Raw genomic sequence first — 16,953 nt, 5'->3', positions numbered from 1 at the left:
GAAGTCCCGAGTCCTCCAGCTACATGCTGCCGGTGGCGAGCTTACCGCCGTCCACGCGCAGCGTTTCGCCGGTCACCCACGATGACTCGTCGCCCACCAGGTACGCGACGGCGGCCGCGATGTCTTCGGGCACGCCAACCCGCTTGAGCGGGTAACTGTTGCCGACCGTGTCTTCGCCGGACGCGAGCAGCACATCCGCGAACTTGGTCTTCACAATGCCGGGAGCAATGGCGTTGACGCGAATATTGGGACCAAGTTGCCACGCAAGTTCCTGTGTCAGATGAATGAGGGCGGCCTTGGACGCACCGTAGGCGGCGATTAGTCCGGTGGGCCGCAGGCCGGCGATTGAGGCGATGTTGACGACGGCACCACCCGAATCCTTCATACCGGCTCGGTAGGCCTCCTGGACGTAACCGATGGCGGCGACGACATTGGTGTCGAATGTCTTGCGGATGGCGCCCAGGTCGGCATCCATGAGCGGTCCGGCCGTCGGGTTGATCCCGGTGTTGTTGATGAGAATGTCGATGCCGCCGTTGGCAACGGCTGCCGCGACCGCTTCGGCGCGGTGGGCCTCGTCGCCGGTGTTCCCCGCGACAGGGGTGATGACGGCACCGGGGACTTCGGCACGTAGGGCGCTTGCGGCCTCCGCGAGGGGCTCGGGTTTGCGGCCGGTGATCACAACGGAGGCCCCGCGACTGGCGAGTTCCTTCGCGATCGCAAAGCCAATTCCGCGGCTGCCACCGGTTACGAGAGCGCTGCGGCCGGACAAGTTCTTCGGCGTCGAATCAGTCATGCATCCAACGTATCCCGCCGGCGATATCGGCGAGCAGCGAGCAGTAAGTGTGACCCCGCACGCTCTCGCGGCAAAGGATTCGGGTTCGTCGCGGGAGAATCGGTAGAGTAACGCCGTGATTACCGCGACCGACCTGGAAGTACGAGCGGGCGCGAGGACTCTCCTTTTGGCGCCCGGCGACGCATTGCGCGTGGCGCCCGGCGACCGCATTGGGCTGGTTGGCCGCAATGGTGCGGGCAAAACGACCACCTTGCGAATCCTGGCTGGCGAGACCCAGCCGTATGCGGGGTCGATTCGTACCTCGGGCCCAATCGGCTACCTGCCGCAGGATCCCAAGGAGGGTGACCTGGAGGTCCTGGCGAAGGACCGCGTGCTGTCGGCGCGAGGCTTGGACGAGATCCTTGCCGCTATGGCCAAGCAACAGGATTTGATGGAGAAGGCCACGGACGACAAGTTCCGCGACCGCGCTATCAACAAATACGCACGCCTGGAAGAGCGATTCGGCACCCTTGGCGGTTATGTCGCGGAAGCCGACGCCGCTCGCATCTGTAACAGCCTCGGCCTTCCCGATCGGGTGCTCGCGCAGCCCATGAAGACCCTCTCCGGTGGCCAGCGCCGTCGCATTGAGTTGGCGCGCATTCTTTTCGGAGCGTCGGACGGTTCCGGAAAGTCGGACACCACGTTGCTGCTCGACGAGCCAACCAACCACCTCGACGCTGACTCGATCACCTGGCTGCGGAGCTTTCTGCAGAACCACGAGGGCGGCGTCATCGTGATCAGCCACGACGTGGAACTGCTCGCCGACGTCGTGAACCGGGTGTGGTTCCTTGACGCTGTCCGCGGCGAAGCCGACATCTACAACATGGGCTGGAAGCGCTACCTTGATGCGCGCGCCACCGATGAACAGCGGCGCAAGCGCGAGCGCGCCAACGCCGAAAAGAAGGCAGGCGCCCTGCGCGTCCAGGCCGCCAAGCTCGGCGCCAAGGCCACCAAGGCGACGGCCGCGCAGCAGATGCTCAAGCGTGCCGAGCGAATGATCGAAAACCTCGACGACGAGCGAGTCTCCGACAAGACTGCGCACATCCGATTCCCCGAGCCAGCAGCATGCGGCCGCACGCCGCTGACCGCGAAGGACCTGACGAAGGTCTACGGTTCGCTCGAAATTTTCACCGGCGTCGACCTGGCAATCGACAAGGGTTCGCGGGTGGTTGTTCTGGGCCTCAACGGTGCAGGCAAGACGACCCTCCTGCGGCTGCTGGCGGGGACGGAGAAGCCGGACCTGGGTGAAGTGATCCCCGGTTATGGACTCAAGCTCGGCTACTTTGCCCAGGAACACGACACGCTCGATGACAATGCGTCCGTGTGGGAGAACATTCGGCACGCCGCCCCAGATGCTGGCGAACAGGACCTTCGGGGCCTGCTCGGAGCGTTCATGTTCACGGGTCCGCAACTGGAGCAGCCCGCGGGCACGTTATCGGGTGGTGAGAAGACCCGTTTGGCGTTGGCCGGGCTGGTGTCTTCGGCGGCGAACGTGCTCCTGCTCGACGAACCGACCAACAACCTTGACCCGATCTCGCGCGAACAGGTGCTGGAAGCATTGCGCAGCTATACCGGGGCCGTAGTCTTGGTGACCCACGACCCCGGTGCCGCCGCGGCGTTGGATCCGCAGCGCGTGATCCTCCTGCCGGACGGCACGGAGGATCACTGGTCGGACGAGTATCAGGAGATTATCGAACTCGCCTGACCTGCTGTCACCGTTGAAACCGGCCTAGTAGATGCGGCCGGACGGAATCGACTTGATCGGGACACGACCTTCGGGGTTGCGCGGCATCACGTAGTCGGCGGGCAGGTTCGTGAAAACGACTGGGGAGTACCCGGTCTTTTCGCGGACCTCAACGTGTTGGGAAACCGGATCGACGAGGTATCCCGCAGCAGCTTTAGTCTGAATAATCGTGTAGCAGCCGCGCACCAACCCGATGTCGCCGCTGCCGTCATTTGCGGTTGTGGTGACTGTTCCGACGAGGGTGCCACCCTCGCAGGTGTGCACGGTGAATTGGGCTCCCACCAGCGGACTGTTGGTAAGGCGGTCCAGGTTGTAGATGGTGATGCCGATATTGGGGGAAGTGCGGCGTACGAGCGAGATGTTCACCGTGTTGTCTTCCCCGGCAATCGCGGTACCGGACTGTGCGCCGGACTGCGCCAGTCGGTAGGCGTCCGGGACCGAAATCACAGTCAGTAGGTAGCCGCCAGCCGCCACCGGCGTTGTTCCAGGGGTCGTGATATTGCCGTATTCGATGCCGTCGGGAACATCCGTGCCTTGCGGCGCGACTCCAACGACGAGGCCGGCAATGGATTGACCGTTCTCAATATCGGTCGCAGTGACCGTCAAAGTGGTCTTCACCGACGGCACGGAAGGTACCGGAGAAGTAGTGGCCGGGGCACTGCCGCCGGGAGTGCTGCTGCTGGGTGGTGCCGAACCCGGCGGGGGTGCCGTTGGTGGCTGTGATGGGGTGTTTGGCGGTGGTGCCGTGGTATCGGCAGGCGTCGAATCGGATGGCGTGGAGTCGGCCGGTGTTGTCGTCGCGGGTGCATTGGGCGCGGGCGTCTGAGCCGCTGAGGGTGCCAAAACGAGGGAACCGGTCAATATGAGGACGCCGATGATGCTGGCGAACAGCAACAGTGCGCGGCGAAGAGTGGTGATCATGATTGGGACCTCCGGTGATTCGGTGGCCGCCCCGACGGTGAGCGATGACGCTCCGGGCCCAGCTCGGAAAGAAAGAAGAAATGGGGTCGCACACGTTGTTCTAGGCTGGCACGGCAAACACCACCACGTTGTCACGGTAGCCGAGGGGCGGGCCCACAAACGGGCCACCGCAGGTGACCAGTGCGAGGGTCTCCGGGCCGGTGAGTCGATTGAGTTCCTCGACGGGAAGAGCTCCCGGCTGACCGTCGTCGCCTTTGAGCGTCAGGTTATTTTTGGTGACGCGATAGGTGTGCTGCTGACCATCGACGGTGGTCAGCACAATCGCGTCCCCAACCTTGAGGGAGGCAAATTTGGCGGCATAGCCGCGACCCTGGCTCACATCGTCCACGTGCCCGGTCACCACCACGGTGCCTGCGCCGGATCCGGGGAGGGCCGAGTCGGCCCACCAGCCGAGACGAGCAATGTTCTGCGGGGGCAACAGCACGCCGGCCGCGTCGGTGGCTACCGGATCGGTGGGTGCCGAACTGTCACCGATGCGGAGCGTCGTCGGCGTTGAGGGTTCATCCGAACGCGCCGCTACCGGTGCGGGCATGCTGGCCTGCGCATCGGAGCGGTCGGGCGGCGAACTCGAACCGGACTGGCATCCGCTGACCATAACCAGCGTGAGAACGGCGGCGATCGTCGTGAGGATGGTGATCGCAGTCCTGCGGACCGATGGTGCCTGTTTCATTGTCGACTCCTTGCAACAAGGCGACCCCGACCGTCTACCCGATAGCAATTGACTTGCTATGGGGTAAATCGGTCGGGGCCGCCCGGTGTTACTAGGAAGTCGCTGGTACGTCGTTCGACTGAATGACCCGGCCGAGCAGGCCATGATTCTTCAGGAAGAACAACTGGTGGTCGACGGCCGCCTCGAACCAATCGCGGCCTTCAAAGATGTCGAAGTGATCGCACGGGTAGTGGCGCACTTCGGCGCGGGCGTCGAACGCTGCCTTCGCTGCAGCGTGCGGGGGAGCGGCCTGGTCAAAGTCGGCAATCTGGAACAGGGCCGGCGCCTTGATCCGCGAGGCGACTTTATCGGCGCGATAGCGCCCGAGCTCACTGCCGATTGAAGCATCGACTTCGTTGCGCCAAGTGGGGCCGGCAACTGCCCGGTAGGCTTCCTCGTAGCCGTCGGCGCTCAAGGCGGCCAACTCGCCGGGCTGCCCGACCAGCGGAATCATTGAAGGGGCACCGCCAGCCAACTGTCGTACCGAACTGAGCAGACCGGTGGCCGTCGACCGCAGCAGGGCACTCGGCTTATGCAGTGGCAAGGCGTGACGCGCTGCAGCCATTCCGTTAACCATCGGAACCACGGCGATCACTGCCGCTACATCGTCACGATCGGCGGCAACCTTGATGACGTGTCCGCCGGACTGCGAAACGCCCCACAGCACAATGCGATTGGGATCTACGCCTGGCTGGGCGGTTGCGGCCACACACGCGGCGCGGTAGTCCTCAACCTGACCGTCGAGTGACACCCGCTGGCGCGGCACACCCTCGGAAGCGCCAAAACCGCGGTAGTCGAAGAGGAGGACGTTCAAGCCGGCTGCGGCGAACCGTTCGGCGAACGGTTCCAGCCCGGAATCCTTGGTTCCGCCCAGCCCGTGTGCCATCACGACGACCGGCGCAAGGGCATCCGCGGCGGAAGCTGCCGGGTAGAACCAGCCAGACATGGGGGTGCCACCGCTGGTGAAGATCAGATCGGTTCTGGTCATGATGCTGCTCCGCTCACTTGAGCCCATGTGACGCCGCCTTCGCGGCGGGCGCGCTTGGCGCCTTCTGGCAATTCCTTGGTCCGCATGTCGTGCTCGTACAGGAAGTAGTCGAGTTGCTGGGTGTGGCGCGGACGGTTGAGCATGTGCCCGGTGTACTTATGTGTGTCCTCGGCGATCACCCGCCTCATCTCTTCCTGGTTCGGCGGCCGATACATGCCTGCGGCATAAGCGCCGACCAATCGGGCTTGACTCTCCACAAAGGGGAAGAGCGTGGGGGTGGCCTGCGCAAAGCCAGCGAAGACCACATCGTCGATGCCCGGGTACAGCATCCGCTTGTACAGATCAATGTGGTTGTCGGGGGCACTGATGAAATCGGGATCGAAGAACGGGAACGTGATGTTGTAGCCCGTCGCGTAGATCAGGATGGCGACGTCGTCGATGCTGGTGCCGTCATCGAAATGAACTGTGTGACCGTCAAGTTCGCGGATGTTCGGCTTCGGTAGGACGTCACCGGAACCCAAGCGCAAGGGCAACTCCACCGACTGGGTCGGATGAGCCTCAAAAAACTTGTGGTTCGGCGTCGGTAGTCCGAGGTTCTCCGGACGACCGGACATCACCGGCTGGGCCAACTGAGCCACTTTGCGCTGCCAGGACGCCGGGATATGCGGGTTGGTCTTGAAGTACTTGTCGGCTGGCTGCCCAGCCAGGTACTTGGGCACAATCCAGGCGCCCGAACGCGTCGACAGGTACAGCTCGTTGTCGAGCGCCTTCGAGGAGAGTTCGACGGCGATATCGGCCGCACTGTTGCCGAGGCCGACGACGACGATCTTCTTACCGGTGAACGAATGCGGCGTCTGCGGGTCGATGTAGTGGTGGGCGTGCATTTCGATGCCGTCAAACTTGCCCGGGAAGTTCGGCCATCGCGGATCCCAATGGTGGCCGTTCGCGACCACCAGGAGGTCGAAATGCCGGGTCTCACCGCGCTGTGTTGTCAGTTCCCAACCACCGTCGGGCAGTCGCTCGGCGTGCTCGATACCGTTGGTGAATTCGATGTTCTGGTCGAGCCCGAACGCGGCGACGTAGTCGTCGAGGTACTGCTTGACCTGAGTGTGGTGCGGGAAGTCGGGGTAGTCCATGGGCATCGGGAAGTCGCGGAACGACAAGCGGTGCTTTGAAGTGTCGATGTGGAGGGAGCGATAGGCGCTCGAGTGCCCGTTGGGATTGCCGAACGCCCAGTTGCCGCCGATGCGGTCGGAGGATTCGAAAACCGTATGCGGGACCCCGTAGTCGGTCAACATCTTTGACGATGTCAGGCCACTGATGCCTGCGCCGATGACGGCTGTTGTGGGATATGCCATACATTGAAGGGTACACACTTTGGGAAATGTGTCTACCGGTATCGGTCCGATTGGTAGTTTTGTGTCATGACCAATGTGCGACCAGAAACCGTCGACATCTCCGCGCAAGACGACATCGACGATGAGAATGCCTCCGGCACAAGGATTCTCGACGCCGCGACAGGCCTGCTGACGGAGTCCGGTATCCGCGCCACAACGATGCGAGCGGTGGCGACCCGCGCGGGCGTCTCACGTGCTTGGTTGTACCGTCTGTACCCGGACAAGTCGGCTCTCGTCGGTGCCGTGGTGATGCGACTCGTCGAAGAGTCGTGGAGCCAGGCGCACAGTGAACTCGCCGCGATTCCGACACTGGCGAGGCGACTGGCCGTCGGCGTGCAGATTGGTCGTCGCACATACGACGATCCCGGTGCCACCCTGATGCGACTGCGCACCCAGGAGCCTGCAGAGTATGCGGCATCGGTCGGTGCCGGCATGCAAAATGTAGTGCCCGACCTGGCGCACTTTTGGCGACAGTACCTCGATGAAGCTGCCGCCTCCGGCGAGATTTCCGACAAATTGGATATGGCGGAAGCCAGCGAGTGGGTGGCACGAAACGTCATCAGCCTCGGCACCATGTACAGCGAGACCGTCGACCCCGACGACGTCGACGCCCTCGAAGGCCACATCGCCGCCTACGTCCTCCCAGCCCTCACCCGCCGCTAACCCCGCCCGAATTCCCCTAACCGTGGGAATCCGGGCTGAATCTGTACCGGGTGCGGACGGAGTGGTCGTTAGACGCCCAGGACTTGCTTGCGGAGTTCGCCCTTGACGAGCTTTCCGGTTGGCGTGCGGGGCAGGTCATCGACAAAACGCACCTCTTTGGGCACCTTGAACGACGCCAACTCGGACTTCGCGAACTCGATCAGTTCCGCAGCCAGGTCATCGGAGGGCTCAACGTCATCGACCAACTGCACAAAACCGACGGGGCGCTCGCCGAGATCATCGTCGGGCAGGCCAATGACACCGACGTCGTACACCGCTGGATGGTTGATCAAGATGTTCTCTGATTCTTGGGGGTAGATGTTGACGCCGCCGGAAATAATCATGAACGCCTTGCGGTCGGTCAGATACAGGAAACCTTCCTCGTCCACATAGCCAAGGTCTCCGGTGGTTCCCCAAGTCTCGTGCTCGGGGTGCTGGGACTCTGCGGTCTTCACGGGATCATTGTGATAGACGAACGCCACCTCGTCGCGCTCGAAGTAGACGGTGCCCACTTCTCCCGTTGGCAGCACCGAGCCGTCGGGGCCGCAGATCCGCAAGATGCCCAACACGGCTCGACCCACTGAGCCCGGGTGGGTCAGTGAATCTTCGGAGCCGATCAGCGTCACGCCCGCAGCTTCGGTGGCGGCGTAGTACTCGGTGATGACCGGACCCCACCACTCGATCATCTTGCGCTTGACCTCTGCGGGGCACGGTGCGGCGGCGTGCACCGCGACCTGCATGCTCGAGACGTCGTACTTGGCGCGGACTTCTTCGGGAAGTTTCAGCATCCGGACAAACATGGTCGGCACCCATTGGCTGTGGGTCGCCGAGTATTGCTCGATCAGCTTGAGTGATTCCTCCGGATCGAAGTGATCCATGACGATGACGGTGCCGCCGAGTGCCGTGGTCATCGCACAGTAGCGCAGGGGAGCGGCGTGGTAGAGGGGCGCCGGCGACAGGTAAACGGTGTTCTCGGTGAAGTTGTACAGCTTGCCGAACACCTGGACCATCATCCCGGGGTCTTCGTCGACCTGCGTGCCGGAGAGCGGCGGACGAATCCCCTTGGGGCGGCCGGTGGTACCCGACGAGTACAGCATGTCGCCGCCGCGCGGCTGGGAGGCCAGCGGAGCGTCGGACGCGTTAGCCAGAACGGTGTCGTAACTGAGGTAGTCGGCGAGGTCGCCGTCCCACACCACGCGCCGCGCCGGATCGGCGAGCGCCGCTATTTCCTTCGCCTGCTCGACGGCCGGGGCAACGTTGGCTGAGACGAAAACCGCCTGGGCCCCGCAGTCGTTCAGGATGTAGTTGACCTCCGGCGCGGTCAGGTGGTTATTCACCGCAGTCACGTACATTCCGCTACGCACCGCGGCCCAGTAGACATCGAAAATGTGCAGATTGTTGTCGGAGACGATCGCGACCGTATCGCCCTCACCCATCCCGAGGTCGCGCAGGTAGTTGGCGATTCGGGTCGAGTTGTCGAAGAGTTCCCGGTAGGTGACTTGTTCGCCGGTTGACGGCCGAATGAGGGCTGCCTTATCGGGCGTGGTCGCTACGAAAGTTCCTGGGTACACGTGCGGCTCCATTATTTCTAAGAAGAACGTGGGGTGATGGTCGTCTCACCCACGAACCTACTTAGTGAACGCTCGCTTAGACAGGGGTTTCGCTTAAGCTGCCTCAACGCGGTACGAAACTGCTTTCCACAGCATTGCCCCAACGTCCTGAGGGTCCAAGGCGATGAAGGAACTGCCGCCGGTGGCCTCCGCGATCTTCTTCAGGGCCGCTGCGTCGGCGTCCTCGGAGATGCCGACGGCGATGATCGGAATACGTCGACCCGGGTTCTTCATGATGTTCAACTCCGACACCAGATTCTGCAGCGTAATGGAATCGCGGTCTTCGTTTCGGCCATCGGTCATGATGATCACACTGTTCGAGTACGCGGGATCATACGAGTCGTACACGGCCTTGTATGCGGCGAGCGTCGTGTCGTACAGACCGGTTCCGCCATGAGTGTTGGCGAGCGTGTTTCGGATCGCCACCGCCAACTGATCCCGGACTGGCTTGCCATCGACAATGTCCGAGATCGGTGCGATTGGCATCACCTCCCGGTAGTCGGTGCCCTTGCCGCCGCGATCGATGCTGAATTCCCAATAGCCGAGAGCGGTGTTGCGCGGAAACTGCTTGAGGCCGAACAGCGATGCATCACGCAGCAGGTCTGCTCGGGAACGGCTGCCAACCTTCCTCGACATGGAACCGGAAACGTCCTGCACGACCAACGCGCGGATCGGTTGCGTGAGGGCGGTCCACTTGCGCAGGATGTTGTCGACGAGTTCGCGGGCCGGAGGCTTGACGACCGTAATCGCACCAGCGCCTTCCTCACCAGCGAGGGGTTCGAGGTCCACATTTCGGAGCGCAAAGCGTTCCCGAATTTCACGGCCTTCGTCGGTTTGCAGGGTTTCTACCAGGGCGCCGATGGCGTCGTTGGTCCAACGTTCATCGTTGGGCTGAGCGACGTTGGCCACGCGGTAGTCGACGCTGACGGTGCCGGTGTCCGGGACGGAAATGTTGATTCCGGACTCTGGGTTTTTGCGAGCAAACCGCGTGAAGTCGCTCTCGGTGGTAACGATGCCCGACGGGGTTTTGCTGGCGGCTACCTGCGCCAGGTCTGCAGTGCCGTCCTCATCGTTCATGAGCAGGGCCCGTTTCGTGAGGTGTTCGACAAGGTCGCGGTGGGTCAACGCGCCGGACGATACTTCGGCGAGCGCACCCACAACCGCCGCGTTGCTGACGTCACTGCGCGCTGGCGCATCGACGTGGATTGTCGGCATCGTGAGGACACTGGTCCAAGTGGTCGGGGGTGGGGTGTTCTTTGTTGCCACGATTACCGGAGTGGTCCCAAGTGACGGCCCCATGTCCGACCATGTCTGCTGAAGCGTGTCGCCGACCTGACGTACGCGTGCCTGCGATTCGGCGACCCAGATCTGCGGTTTGTTCTTCCGAGAGAGGCGCTCGTCTGTGTGGCTCGGCGCGACCGCTTCGACGGCGTAGGTAAAACAACTGTGGGTTTGTGTCTGCTGTGCCAGGGCCTTGACGTAATCGCTGGCACCCCAATCGACGACGACCGACACTTTTCGGATCTCGGTGCAGTCTTCGCGGCCGCTGTCCCAGGCCACCCAGATACCACCAACCAAAACGGCGGCGAGCACCAGTGAGAGACCCACCCGGAATTTGGTGCTGGCGAACAGTCTGCCGCTGCCTGCTGCCGGTCCGGACTCGGGCCGCGCGGTTGTTCGGTGTTGGCCCATGGCTGACTGCTCGTTTCGTTCGGGAGGGGAGTAATTGCCCGATAGGATAGCGCGCTGGCGATGACCGTCATGCTTTGGGTGTGCTTGTGAGGCAGTGCATTCCGTGTCGTTCAAACGGATCTACGGGATAACAAAAGTTATGCCGCAGTTTGCGCCCTGTTGGGGCGCAAACTGCGGTATAGGAATCGTGCAGAACGTCTTATTCGGGCGCGGCGGGGATCCGGACCGAGGCTTCCACAAGATCGAGAACGGCATGCAAATCGTCAGTCGACTGGCCCGAGGCCAACCGCGTGACGATGCCGTCCAAGATAACGTCCAGATAGGTTACGAGAACTTCCGGTGGTACATCCTTGCGGAGGCTACCCGCCCGGCGCTTTCGTTCCAGGCGGGCCAACGTGGCCGCTTCGCGGTCGGCGGATTGAGACTCCCACGCTTCGCGGAATCCGGGATCGGTCCGGATCTTGCGGACGATTTCCAACCGAGTACTCAACCAGTCGAAATCTTTCGGGCGCGCCAAAATGTCCCGCATCACCTGGACGAGGCCTTCTTGCGAAGCGACGTCGGCCATGCGCTCCGCGTCTTCCCTGGCTAACGCCAAAAACAAGGCTTCTTTGTCTTTGAAGTGATGGAAGATCGCGCCCCGCGACAGTCCTGTGGCTTCTTCGAGGCGTCTGACCGTCGCGCCGTCGTACCCGTAGGCGGCGAAGCAATGCCGCGCGCCGTCGAGGATTTCTCGACGACGCGCGGCAAGGCGGTCATCGCTGACCCGTGGCATCTATTCCCTGTGCCTCGGGCTAGCTCTTGATCATGTTCCGCAGCACGTACTGCAGAATGCCACCGTTGCGATAGTAATCGGCCTCACCGGGGGTATCGATGCGGACCACGGCGTCGAAGGAGACCTTGTTGCCGTTCTCCTTGGTGGCGGTGACCTTCATGGTGCTCGGGGTGATGCCCTTGTTCAGCTCCGTGATGCCTTCGATATCGAAGGTCTCGGTACCGTCCAGGCCGAGAGTCTTGGCCGACTCACCCTCCGGGAACTGCAGCGGAACAACGCCCATACCGATGAGGTTGGAGCGGTGGATACGCTCGAACGACTCGGTGATGACGGCCTTCACGCCGAGCAGGACGGTGCCCTTGGCTGCCCAGTCGCGCGATGAACCGGAGCCGTATTCCTTGCCGCCGATGACGACGAGCGGAATGCCAGCTTCCTTGTAGTTGATCGACGCATCGTAGATGAACGACTGCGGGCCGCCCTCCTGCGTGAAGTCGCGGGTGTAGCCACCCGAAACACCGTCGAGCAACTGGTTCTGCAGGCGGATGTTCGCGAAGGTGCCGCGAATCATGACCTCGTGGTTACCGCGACGGCTGCCCAGCGAGTTGTAGTCCTTGCGGGCCACACCGTTGGCGTCGAGGTACTGCGCGGCGGGGGTGCCGGGCTTAATCGGGCCCGCCGGGCTGATGTGGTCGGTCGTGACCGAATCGCCCAACAGCGCCAGGACGCGTGCACCCTTGATGTCTTCCACCGGCTGCGGTTCGAGGGTCATACCGTCGAAGTACGGTGCCTTGCGGACGTAGGTGGAGTCCTCTGCCCACTCGAAGGTGTCACCCTCCGGCGTCTGCAGTGCCTTCCACCGGTCGTCGCCGCTGAACACGTCGGCGTACGAATCGCGGAACATGTCCTGGCTGATAGCCGACTTGATGGTGTCGTCAATTTCCTGTGCGGAAGGCCAGATGTCCTTCAGGAACACGTCGTTGCCATCGGTGTCCCGTCCCAGGGCCTCGGTCTCGAAGTCGAAGTCCATGGTGCCTGCGAGAGCGTACGCGATGACCAGCGGCGGCGAAGCCAGGTAGTTCATCTTCACGTCGGGGGAGATGCGTCCCTCGAAGTTGCGGTTGCCCGAAAGGACGGCGGTGACCGACAGGTCGTTGTCGTTGACGGCCTTGCTGATCTCCTCCGGCAGCGGGCCGGTGTTACCGATGCACGTGGTGCAGCCGTAGCCACCGAGGTAGAAGCCGAGCTTCTCCAGGTACGGCCACAGGCCTGCCTTCTCGTAGTAGTCGGTGACGACCTGCGAGCCGGGTGCCATGTTGGTCTTGACCCAAGGCTTGGAAGCCAGGCCCTTCTCCACGGCGTTGCGGGCTAGCAGGCCTGCGCCGATCATGACCGACGGGTTCGAGGTGTTGGTGCACGAGGTGATGCCAGCGACTGCCACGGCACCGTGATCCAGGACGAACTCGCCCTGCTCGGGGGTGCTGACCTTGATCGGCTTGGTAGGACGGCCTTCGGCCCCATTGGCGGCAGACTGCACATTCACAGCACCGTCATCGGCGAACGAGAGTGCGGCCGGATCCGAGGCCGGGAAGGACTCTTCAACGGCTTCGTCGAGCTGCGAGTGCGCCGTGGTGAGGCCTTCTTCGACGTAGTTGTGGATGTCCTTGCGGAAGGCCACCTTCGACTCCGACAGCAAGATGCGGTCCTGCGGACGCTTCGGGCCGGCGATCGACGGAAGCACGGTGCCCAGGTCCAGCTCCAGGTATTCGGAGTAGGCAGGCTCGTGGTCCGGGTTGTGCCACATGCCCTGTTCCTTGGCGTAAGCCTCGACGAGCGCAAGCTGATCGTCGTCGCGGCCGGTCAGGCGCAGGTAGTTGATCGTCTCTTCGTCGATCGGGAAGATCGCACAGGTAGAACCGAATTCGGGGCTCATGTTGCCCAGGGTGGCGCGGTTTGCGAGCGGAACCTCGGCGACGCCCTTGCCGTAGAACTCGACGAACTTGCCGACAACGCCGTGCTGGCGGAGCATGTCGGTGACGGTCAGCACGACGTCGGTTGCGGTGACGCCGGGCTTGATCTCACCGGTCAGCTTGAAGCCGACGACGCGCGGGATCAGCATGGAGACCGGCTGGCCGAGCATGGCTGCTTCGGCCTCAATGCCGCCGACACCCCAGCCCAGGACTCCGAGGCCGTTCTGCATGGTGGTGTGCGAGTCGGTGCCGACACAGGTGTCGGGGTAGGCCTTGCCATCGCGCACCATGACCGTGCGGGCCAGGTACTCGATGTTGACCTGGTGGACAATGCCGGTGCCCGGCGGGACGACCTTGAAGTCGTCGAAGGCGCCCTGGCCCCAACGGAGGAACTGGTAACGCTCGCCATTGCGCTGGTACTCGAGTTCCACGTTGCGCTCGAAGGCGTCGGCGCGGCCGAAGACGTCCAGGATCACCGAGTGGTCGATGACCATCTCGGCGGGCGATAGCGGGTTGACCTTGTTGGGGTCGCCGCCGAGGGCCGTGATGGCCTCACGCATGGTGGCGAGGTCGACGATGCAAGGCACACCGGTGAAGTCCTGCATGAGGACGCGGGCCGGGGTGAACTGGATTTCGATGCTCGGTTCGGCCGCGGGATCCCAGGTGGCCAGCGCATTGATGTGATCAGAGGTGATATTGGCGCCGTCTTCGGTGCGCAGGAGGTTCTCGGCAAGAACCTTCAGGGCGTACGGCAGTTTTTCGGTACCGGGTACTGCATTGAGGCGGTAGATCTCGTACGAGTTCTCACCGACCTCAAGCGTGCCGCGGGAATCAAAGGAATTGATGCTCACGTGTGCTCCACTCGTTTCGTGCAATTTCCGCCGACGGGCTGCGTCGACGGGAGTCCGTCATAAGCGTCGCGGCAGTGCAACGGGCTTGGGCCGCAATGCCACAGAACCATCATAGCAGTACGGGCGTACTGGTTGTTGGTTACGGTCGCCGAGTCGTGTCGAATTCACGTGAAAGATGCCTTCGGCCCGCCGATTGAGCAGTTCGCGGGGTGAATTGTCGCATCCTCGGAACCGTTCGACACGGGTTGGGCGCAGGTACTCCTCGTAAACTGTCGTATCCTTGCCCCGATCTGTTCAGTCCACCCGACTGCTCAGCCCCACCGATCCGTTTCAGGAGCCTTATCTGATGAGTCCGGGCCCAGCAGAGTTCGTTCTAGCCGCACCGGTGACGCAAGTACCCGCCGACGTCTGGTCGAACCTCGACATGTCAGCGATTGAGGGTTCCCTCTACGCGACTGGCGCCTGGGCGCCGGCCGATCAGCAGGCTGGCCTCGAGGCGTTGGTGAAACAAGCCGACGCCGACGGTCACGACCTTCACATCGTGGTGCTCGACCAGTCGTATCCAAAATTCACCGCTTACCGGGACATCGCGACCGAACTGCAGTCGTCGGTCGGTGGCACCGTTTTCGTCTTTGGCCCGTCGGGGAGTGGTACCGCTTCCAGTGAGTTCAGTCGAGTCCAACTGGAGGATGCCTCCAGCGAAGTCACCCATGGGTCGACGGCGACACAGGCGGCGACCCAGATGTATCACCAGGCGATCGATCCGAACGTTAACTGGACTGGCGTCACGATTGGACTGATTCTGGTCGTCATCATTGGCGCGGTGATCGCCCGCTGGAATGCTAAACGCAAGCAAGACGCGAACGCGGTTGACGGGGACGTCGCGGCTGAGGCGGCAGCCACGACCGATGACGCGGAATCGGCACCTGTTTCCGGGGATCAGAGCTAACCGCGGGAATGCGCTAATACTTCGAGCCTGACGGCTGAATCGTTCAGATAATGCAAACGGACCACTACTCGCGGGTAGTGGTCCGTCTGCTTTCGCCTGTGGGTGTTACGCAACTGTAACGGGATTCTTAGATTCCACTCTTCTTGCTGTTGACGCGCATTTCCGCTGGTAATCACTCGTTTGTAATTCAGGCCATGAGGTCGCATGTGTGAATCTTGTGACGTACGGTGCAGAAGACACGTAGCGGTGCTCGGGGGTTTGAAGTGTTGAGGGAGTACTAGAGTTGAAGCCAGCTATTAACGGTGCGCGATGGACGACGCGAGGTACCACCATGGGTGCTGTCATGCTCGTCAGCGTCCTCGGTGCAGGCCCGGCACTCGCCGAGCCAAACAAGGCAAACCCGGTGGCGTCGCTCATCAACCAGATCGCTGACGTCGACCAGAGCCTGACCGACCTCGGCAACGCTGTCGCTGCTAAGCGGGAGAACGTCAACCGCACGCTTGTCGACTTCCAGAACGCGATGGCTGCCCAGCAGGTCGCTGCCGCGGCCAGTAAGAGCGCCAAGGGATCGCTGAACGAAGTCAGCACCAAGGTCGAGGCCGCGCAAAAAGAGTTCGACGCCTTTGTGCGGACGGTGTACCGCGAGGGCAACAACCGCGGTGCCATGACTCGTTACGTCGCCTCCGACGATCCGGATAAGGTTCTGGCTCAGATGTCGTCGATCGACCGCATCACCCGCCAGCAGCAGACGACGATCCGTAAGCTTCAGGTCGCGCGAAATCAGCAGGCCAACAGGGTTGCAGCTACCGAAGCCACCCGACAGCAAACGGCCGTGGCCGCACAGGATGCAACGATCCGTCGGAACGACGCCATCGCTGCAGTCCAGGAAGCCCAAGAAGCCGTCCGGTCGCAACAGGGCAAGCGCAACAGCCTAATAACCCAGCGAAACTCGCTAGCGACCAAGTTGAACGCGCTCCGCGGCAAGAAGGGTGTCGACGCGCAAGCCCCGGCACCGAATACTCCGGCACCGGGCAGTCCCGCCGACGTCGCGGGCAAGGTCCTCGACCAAATCCCGACCAACCCGGTCGCCGGCGATGACCTGCTGGCGCAGGCGGCAGCAGCGGCGGCAAAGCTCGCCGCGGATACCGGCCAGGCGCTGCTCGCCAGCCTGATCGGCCAGCAGCAGATCCCACACTCCAAGTTGCTCGACGAACTCGGAATTGGCGGAGCCGATCCAACGAACCCCGGAGCCATCATCGGCAACGGCTCGCTCGGCAACCTTTTCTCCGGCAACGGCGGAACGTACGGGGGAGTCCAACGACCAGGACTCCGCGGACCCGAAGCCATCGAACTCGTGATCAATCGCATGAAGTCAGAACTCGGCGTCACGTACGCCTGGGGAGGCGGCGATGCCAACGGGCCCACCCTCGGTATCCGCGACGGCGGTGTCGCCGACAGCTACGGTGACTACCAAAAGGTTGGCTTCGACTGCTCCGGACTGATGATCTACGGTTTCGCGGGTGTCGGCATTGACCTGCCGCACTACACCGGATACCAGTACACCTCGGGGCCCCAGTTCCCGCTGTCGGAAATGAAGCGTGGCGACATGATCTTCTTCGGTCCCAACGCCAGCGCCCACGTCGCATTGATCCTCGGTGACGGCACCATGATCGAAGCGCCACAGTCCGGCGATGTGGTCAAGATTTCGCCGGTTCGTACCGACGGTGCCATGCCGAACGTCGTGCGGCTCCTCTGA

General features: G+C 62.6%; 14 protein-coding genes. 5 read left to right on the top strand and 9 right to left on the bottom strand.

Features of this window, described 5'->3' with window-relative positions:
* Positions 1–19: 19 nt before the first annotated feature.
* On the bottom strand, positions 20–793 hold the full coding sequence (locus tag WBA38_RS17205; protein WP_424297531.1) for an SDR family oxidoreductase: 774 nt from the start codon (positions 791–793) through the stop codon (positions 20–22).
* A gap of 115 nt (positions 794–908) precedes the next feature.
* Between WBA38_RS17205 and WBA38_RS17200 the strand changes: the two genes are divergently transcribed.
* Positions 909–2,537 (top strand): ABC-F family ATP-binding cassette domain-containing protein, encoded by a 1,629-nt coding sequence (locus tag WBA38_RS17200; RefSeq protein ID WP_424323182.1) that lies wholly within the window; start codon positions 909–911, stop codon positions 2,535–2,537.
* Positions 2,538–2,561: 24 nt separating this feature from the next.
* On the opposite strand, the gene WBA38_RS17195 is transcribed toward WBA38_RS17200, so the two are convergent.
* Entirely contained in the window at positions 2,562–3,194 is a 633-nt protein-coding gene (locus tag WBA38_RS17195; RefSeq protein WP_424297168.1) for a prealbumin-like fold domain-containing protein, read from the bottom strand.
* Between WBA38_RS17195 and WBA38_RS17190 the strand changes: the two genes are divergently transcribed.
* Complete coding sequence (locus WBA38_RS17190; protein ID WP_424297170.1) at positions 3,172–3,402, top strand: hypothetical protein; 231 nt, start codon at positions 3,172–3,174, stop codon at positions 3,400–3,402. The two genes, WBA38_RS17195 and WBA38_RS17190, sit on opposite strands and share 23 nt — an antisense overlap.
* Positions 3,403–3,597: 195 nt before the next feature.
* Here WBA38_RS17190 and WBA38_RS17185 read toward each other — a convergent pair whose 3' ends face one another.
* From WBA38_RS17185 to WBA38_RS17175, 3 genes are all read right to left on the bottom strand, one after another.
* A complete protein-coding gene (locus WBA38_RS17185; RefSeq protein WP_424323181.1) occupies positions 3,598–4,227 on the bottom strand; it encodes a class F sortase in 630 nt (209 codons plus the stop codon).
* 91 nt (positions 4,228–4,318) lie between these two features.
* A complete protein-coding gene (locus tag WBA38_RS17180) occupies positions 4,319–5,254 on the bottom strand; it encodes an alpha/beta hydrolase (protein ID WP_424323180.1) in 936 nt (311 codons plus the stop codon).
* Positions 5,251–6,612, bottom strand: a complete 1,362-nt coding sequence (locus WBA38_RS17175; RefSeq protein ID WP_424297175.1) for a flavin-containing monooxygenase — start codon at positions 6,610–6,612, stop codon at positions 5,251–5,253. The genes WBA38_RS17180 and WBA38_RS17175 overlap by 4 nt, the downstream gene beginning before the upstream one ends.
* Positions 6,613–6,678: 66 nt before the next feature.
* Here WBA38_RS17175 and WBA38_RS17170 point away from each other — a divergent pair, with 66 nt between their 5' ends.
* Positions 6,679–7,314 carry a TetR/AcrR family transcriptional regulator gene (locus WBA38_RS17170; protein ID WP_424297176.1) on the top strand — a complete coding sequence of 212 codons (636 nt, stop codon included), beginning with the start codon at positions 6,679–6,681 and terminating at the stop codon, positions 7,312–7,314.
* Positions 7,315–7,382: 68 nt separating this feature from the next.
* Here WBA38_RS17170 and WBA38_RS17165 read toward each other — a convergent pair whose 3' ends face one another.
* The 4 genes from WBA38_RS17165 to acnA form a co-directional block, all read right to left on the bottom strand.
* Complete coding sequence (locus WBA38_RS17165) at positions 7,383–8,924, bottom strand: acyl-CoA synthetase (RefSeq protein WP_424323179.1); 1,542 nt, start codon at positions 8,922–8,924, stop codon at positions 7,383–7,385.
* A 93-nt stretch (positions 8,925–9,017) separates the two neighbouring features.
* Positions 9,018–10,655 carry a VWA domain-containing protein gene (locus tag WBA38_RS17160; protein WP_424323178.1) on the bottom strand — a complete coding sequence of 546 codons (1,638 nt, stop codon included), beginning with the start codon at positions 10,653–10,655 and terminating at the stop codon, positions 9,018–9,020.
* 199 nt (positions 10,656–10,854) lie between these two features.
* Complete coding sequence (locus WBA38_RS17155) at positions 10,855–11,430, bottom strand: TetR/AcrR family transcriptional regulator (RefSeq protein ID WP_424323177.1); 576 nt, start codon at positions 11,428–11,430, stop codon at positions 10,855–10,857.
* A gap of 19 nt (positions 11,431–11,449) precedes the next feature.
* On the bottom strand, positions 11,450–14,248 hold the full coding sequence (acnA, locus tag WBA38_RS17150; RefSeq protein ID WP_424323176.1) for an aconitate hydratase AcnA: 2,799 nt from the start codon (positions 14,246–14,248) through the stop codon (positions 11,450–11,452).
* Between the two features lie 346 nt (positions 14,249–14,594).
* Here acnA and WBA38_RS17145 point away from each other — a divergent pair, with 346 nt between their 5' ends.
* Together WBA38_RS17145 and WBA38_RS17140 are read left to right on the top strand one after the other, a co-directional pair.
* Positions 14,595–15,197 (top strand): DUF6676 family protein, encoded by a 603-nt coding sequence (locus WBA38_RS17145; RefSeq protein ID WP_424323175.1) that lies wholly within the window; start codon positions 14,595–14,597, stop codon positions 15,195–15,197.
* A gap of 331 nt (positions 15,198–15,528) precedes the next feature.
* Complete coding sequence (locus tag WBA38_RS17140) at positions 15,529–16,953, top strand: NlpC/P60 family protein (protein WP_424323174.1); 1,425 nt, start codon at positions 15,529–15,531, stop codon at positions 16,951–16,953.

The organism is Gordonia sp. (in: high G+C Gram-positive bacteria) (assembly GCF_049647785.1).
GTDB lineage: Bacteria > Actinomycetota > Actinomycetes > Mycobacteriales > Mycobacteriaceae > Gordonia.
The sequence above is the reverse complement of the archived record's forward strand: the minus strand, read 5'-3'. Positions and strand labels throughout refer to the sequence as shown.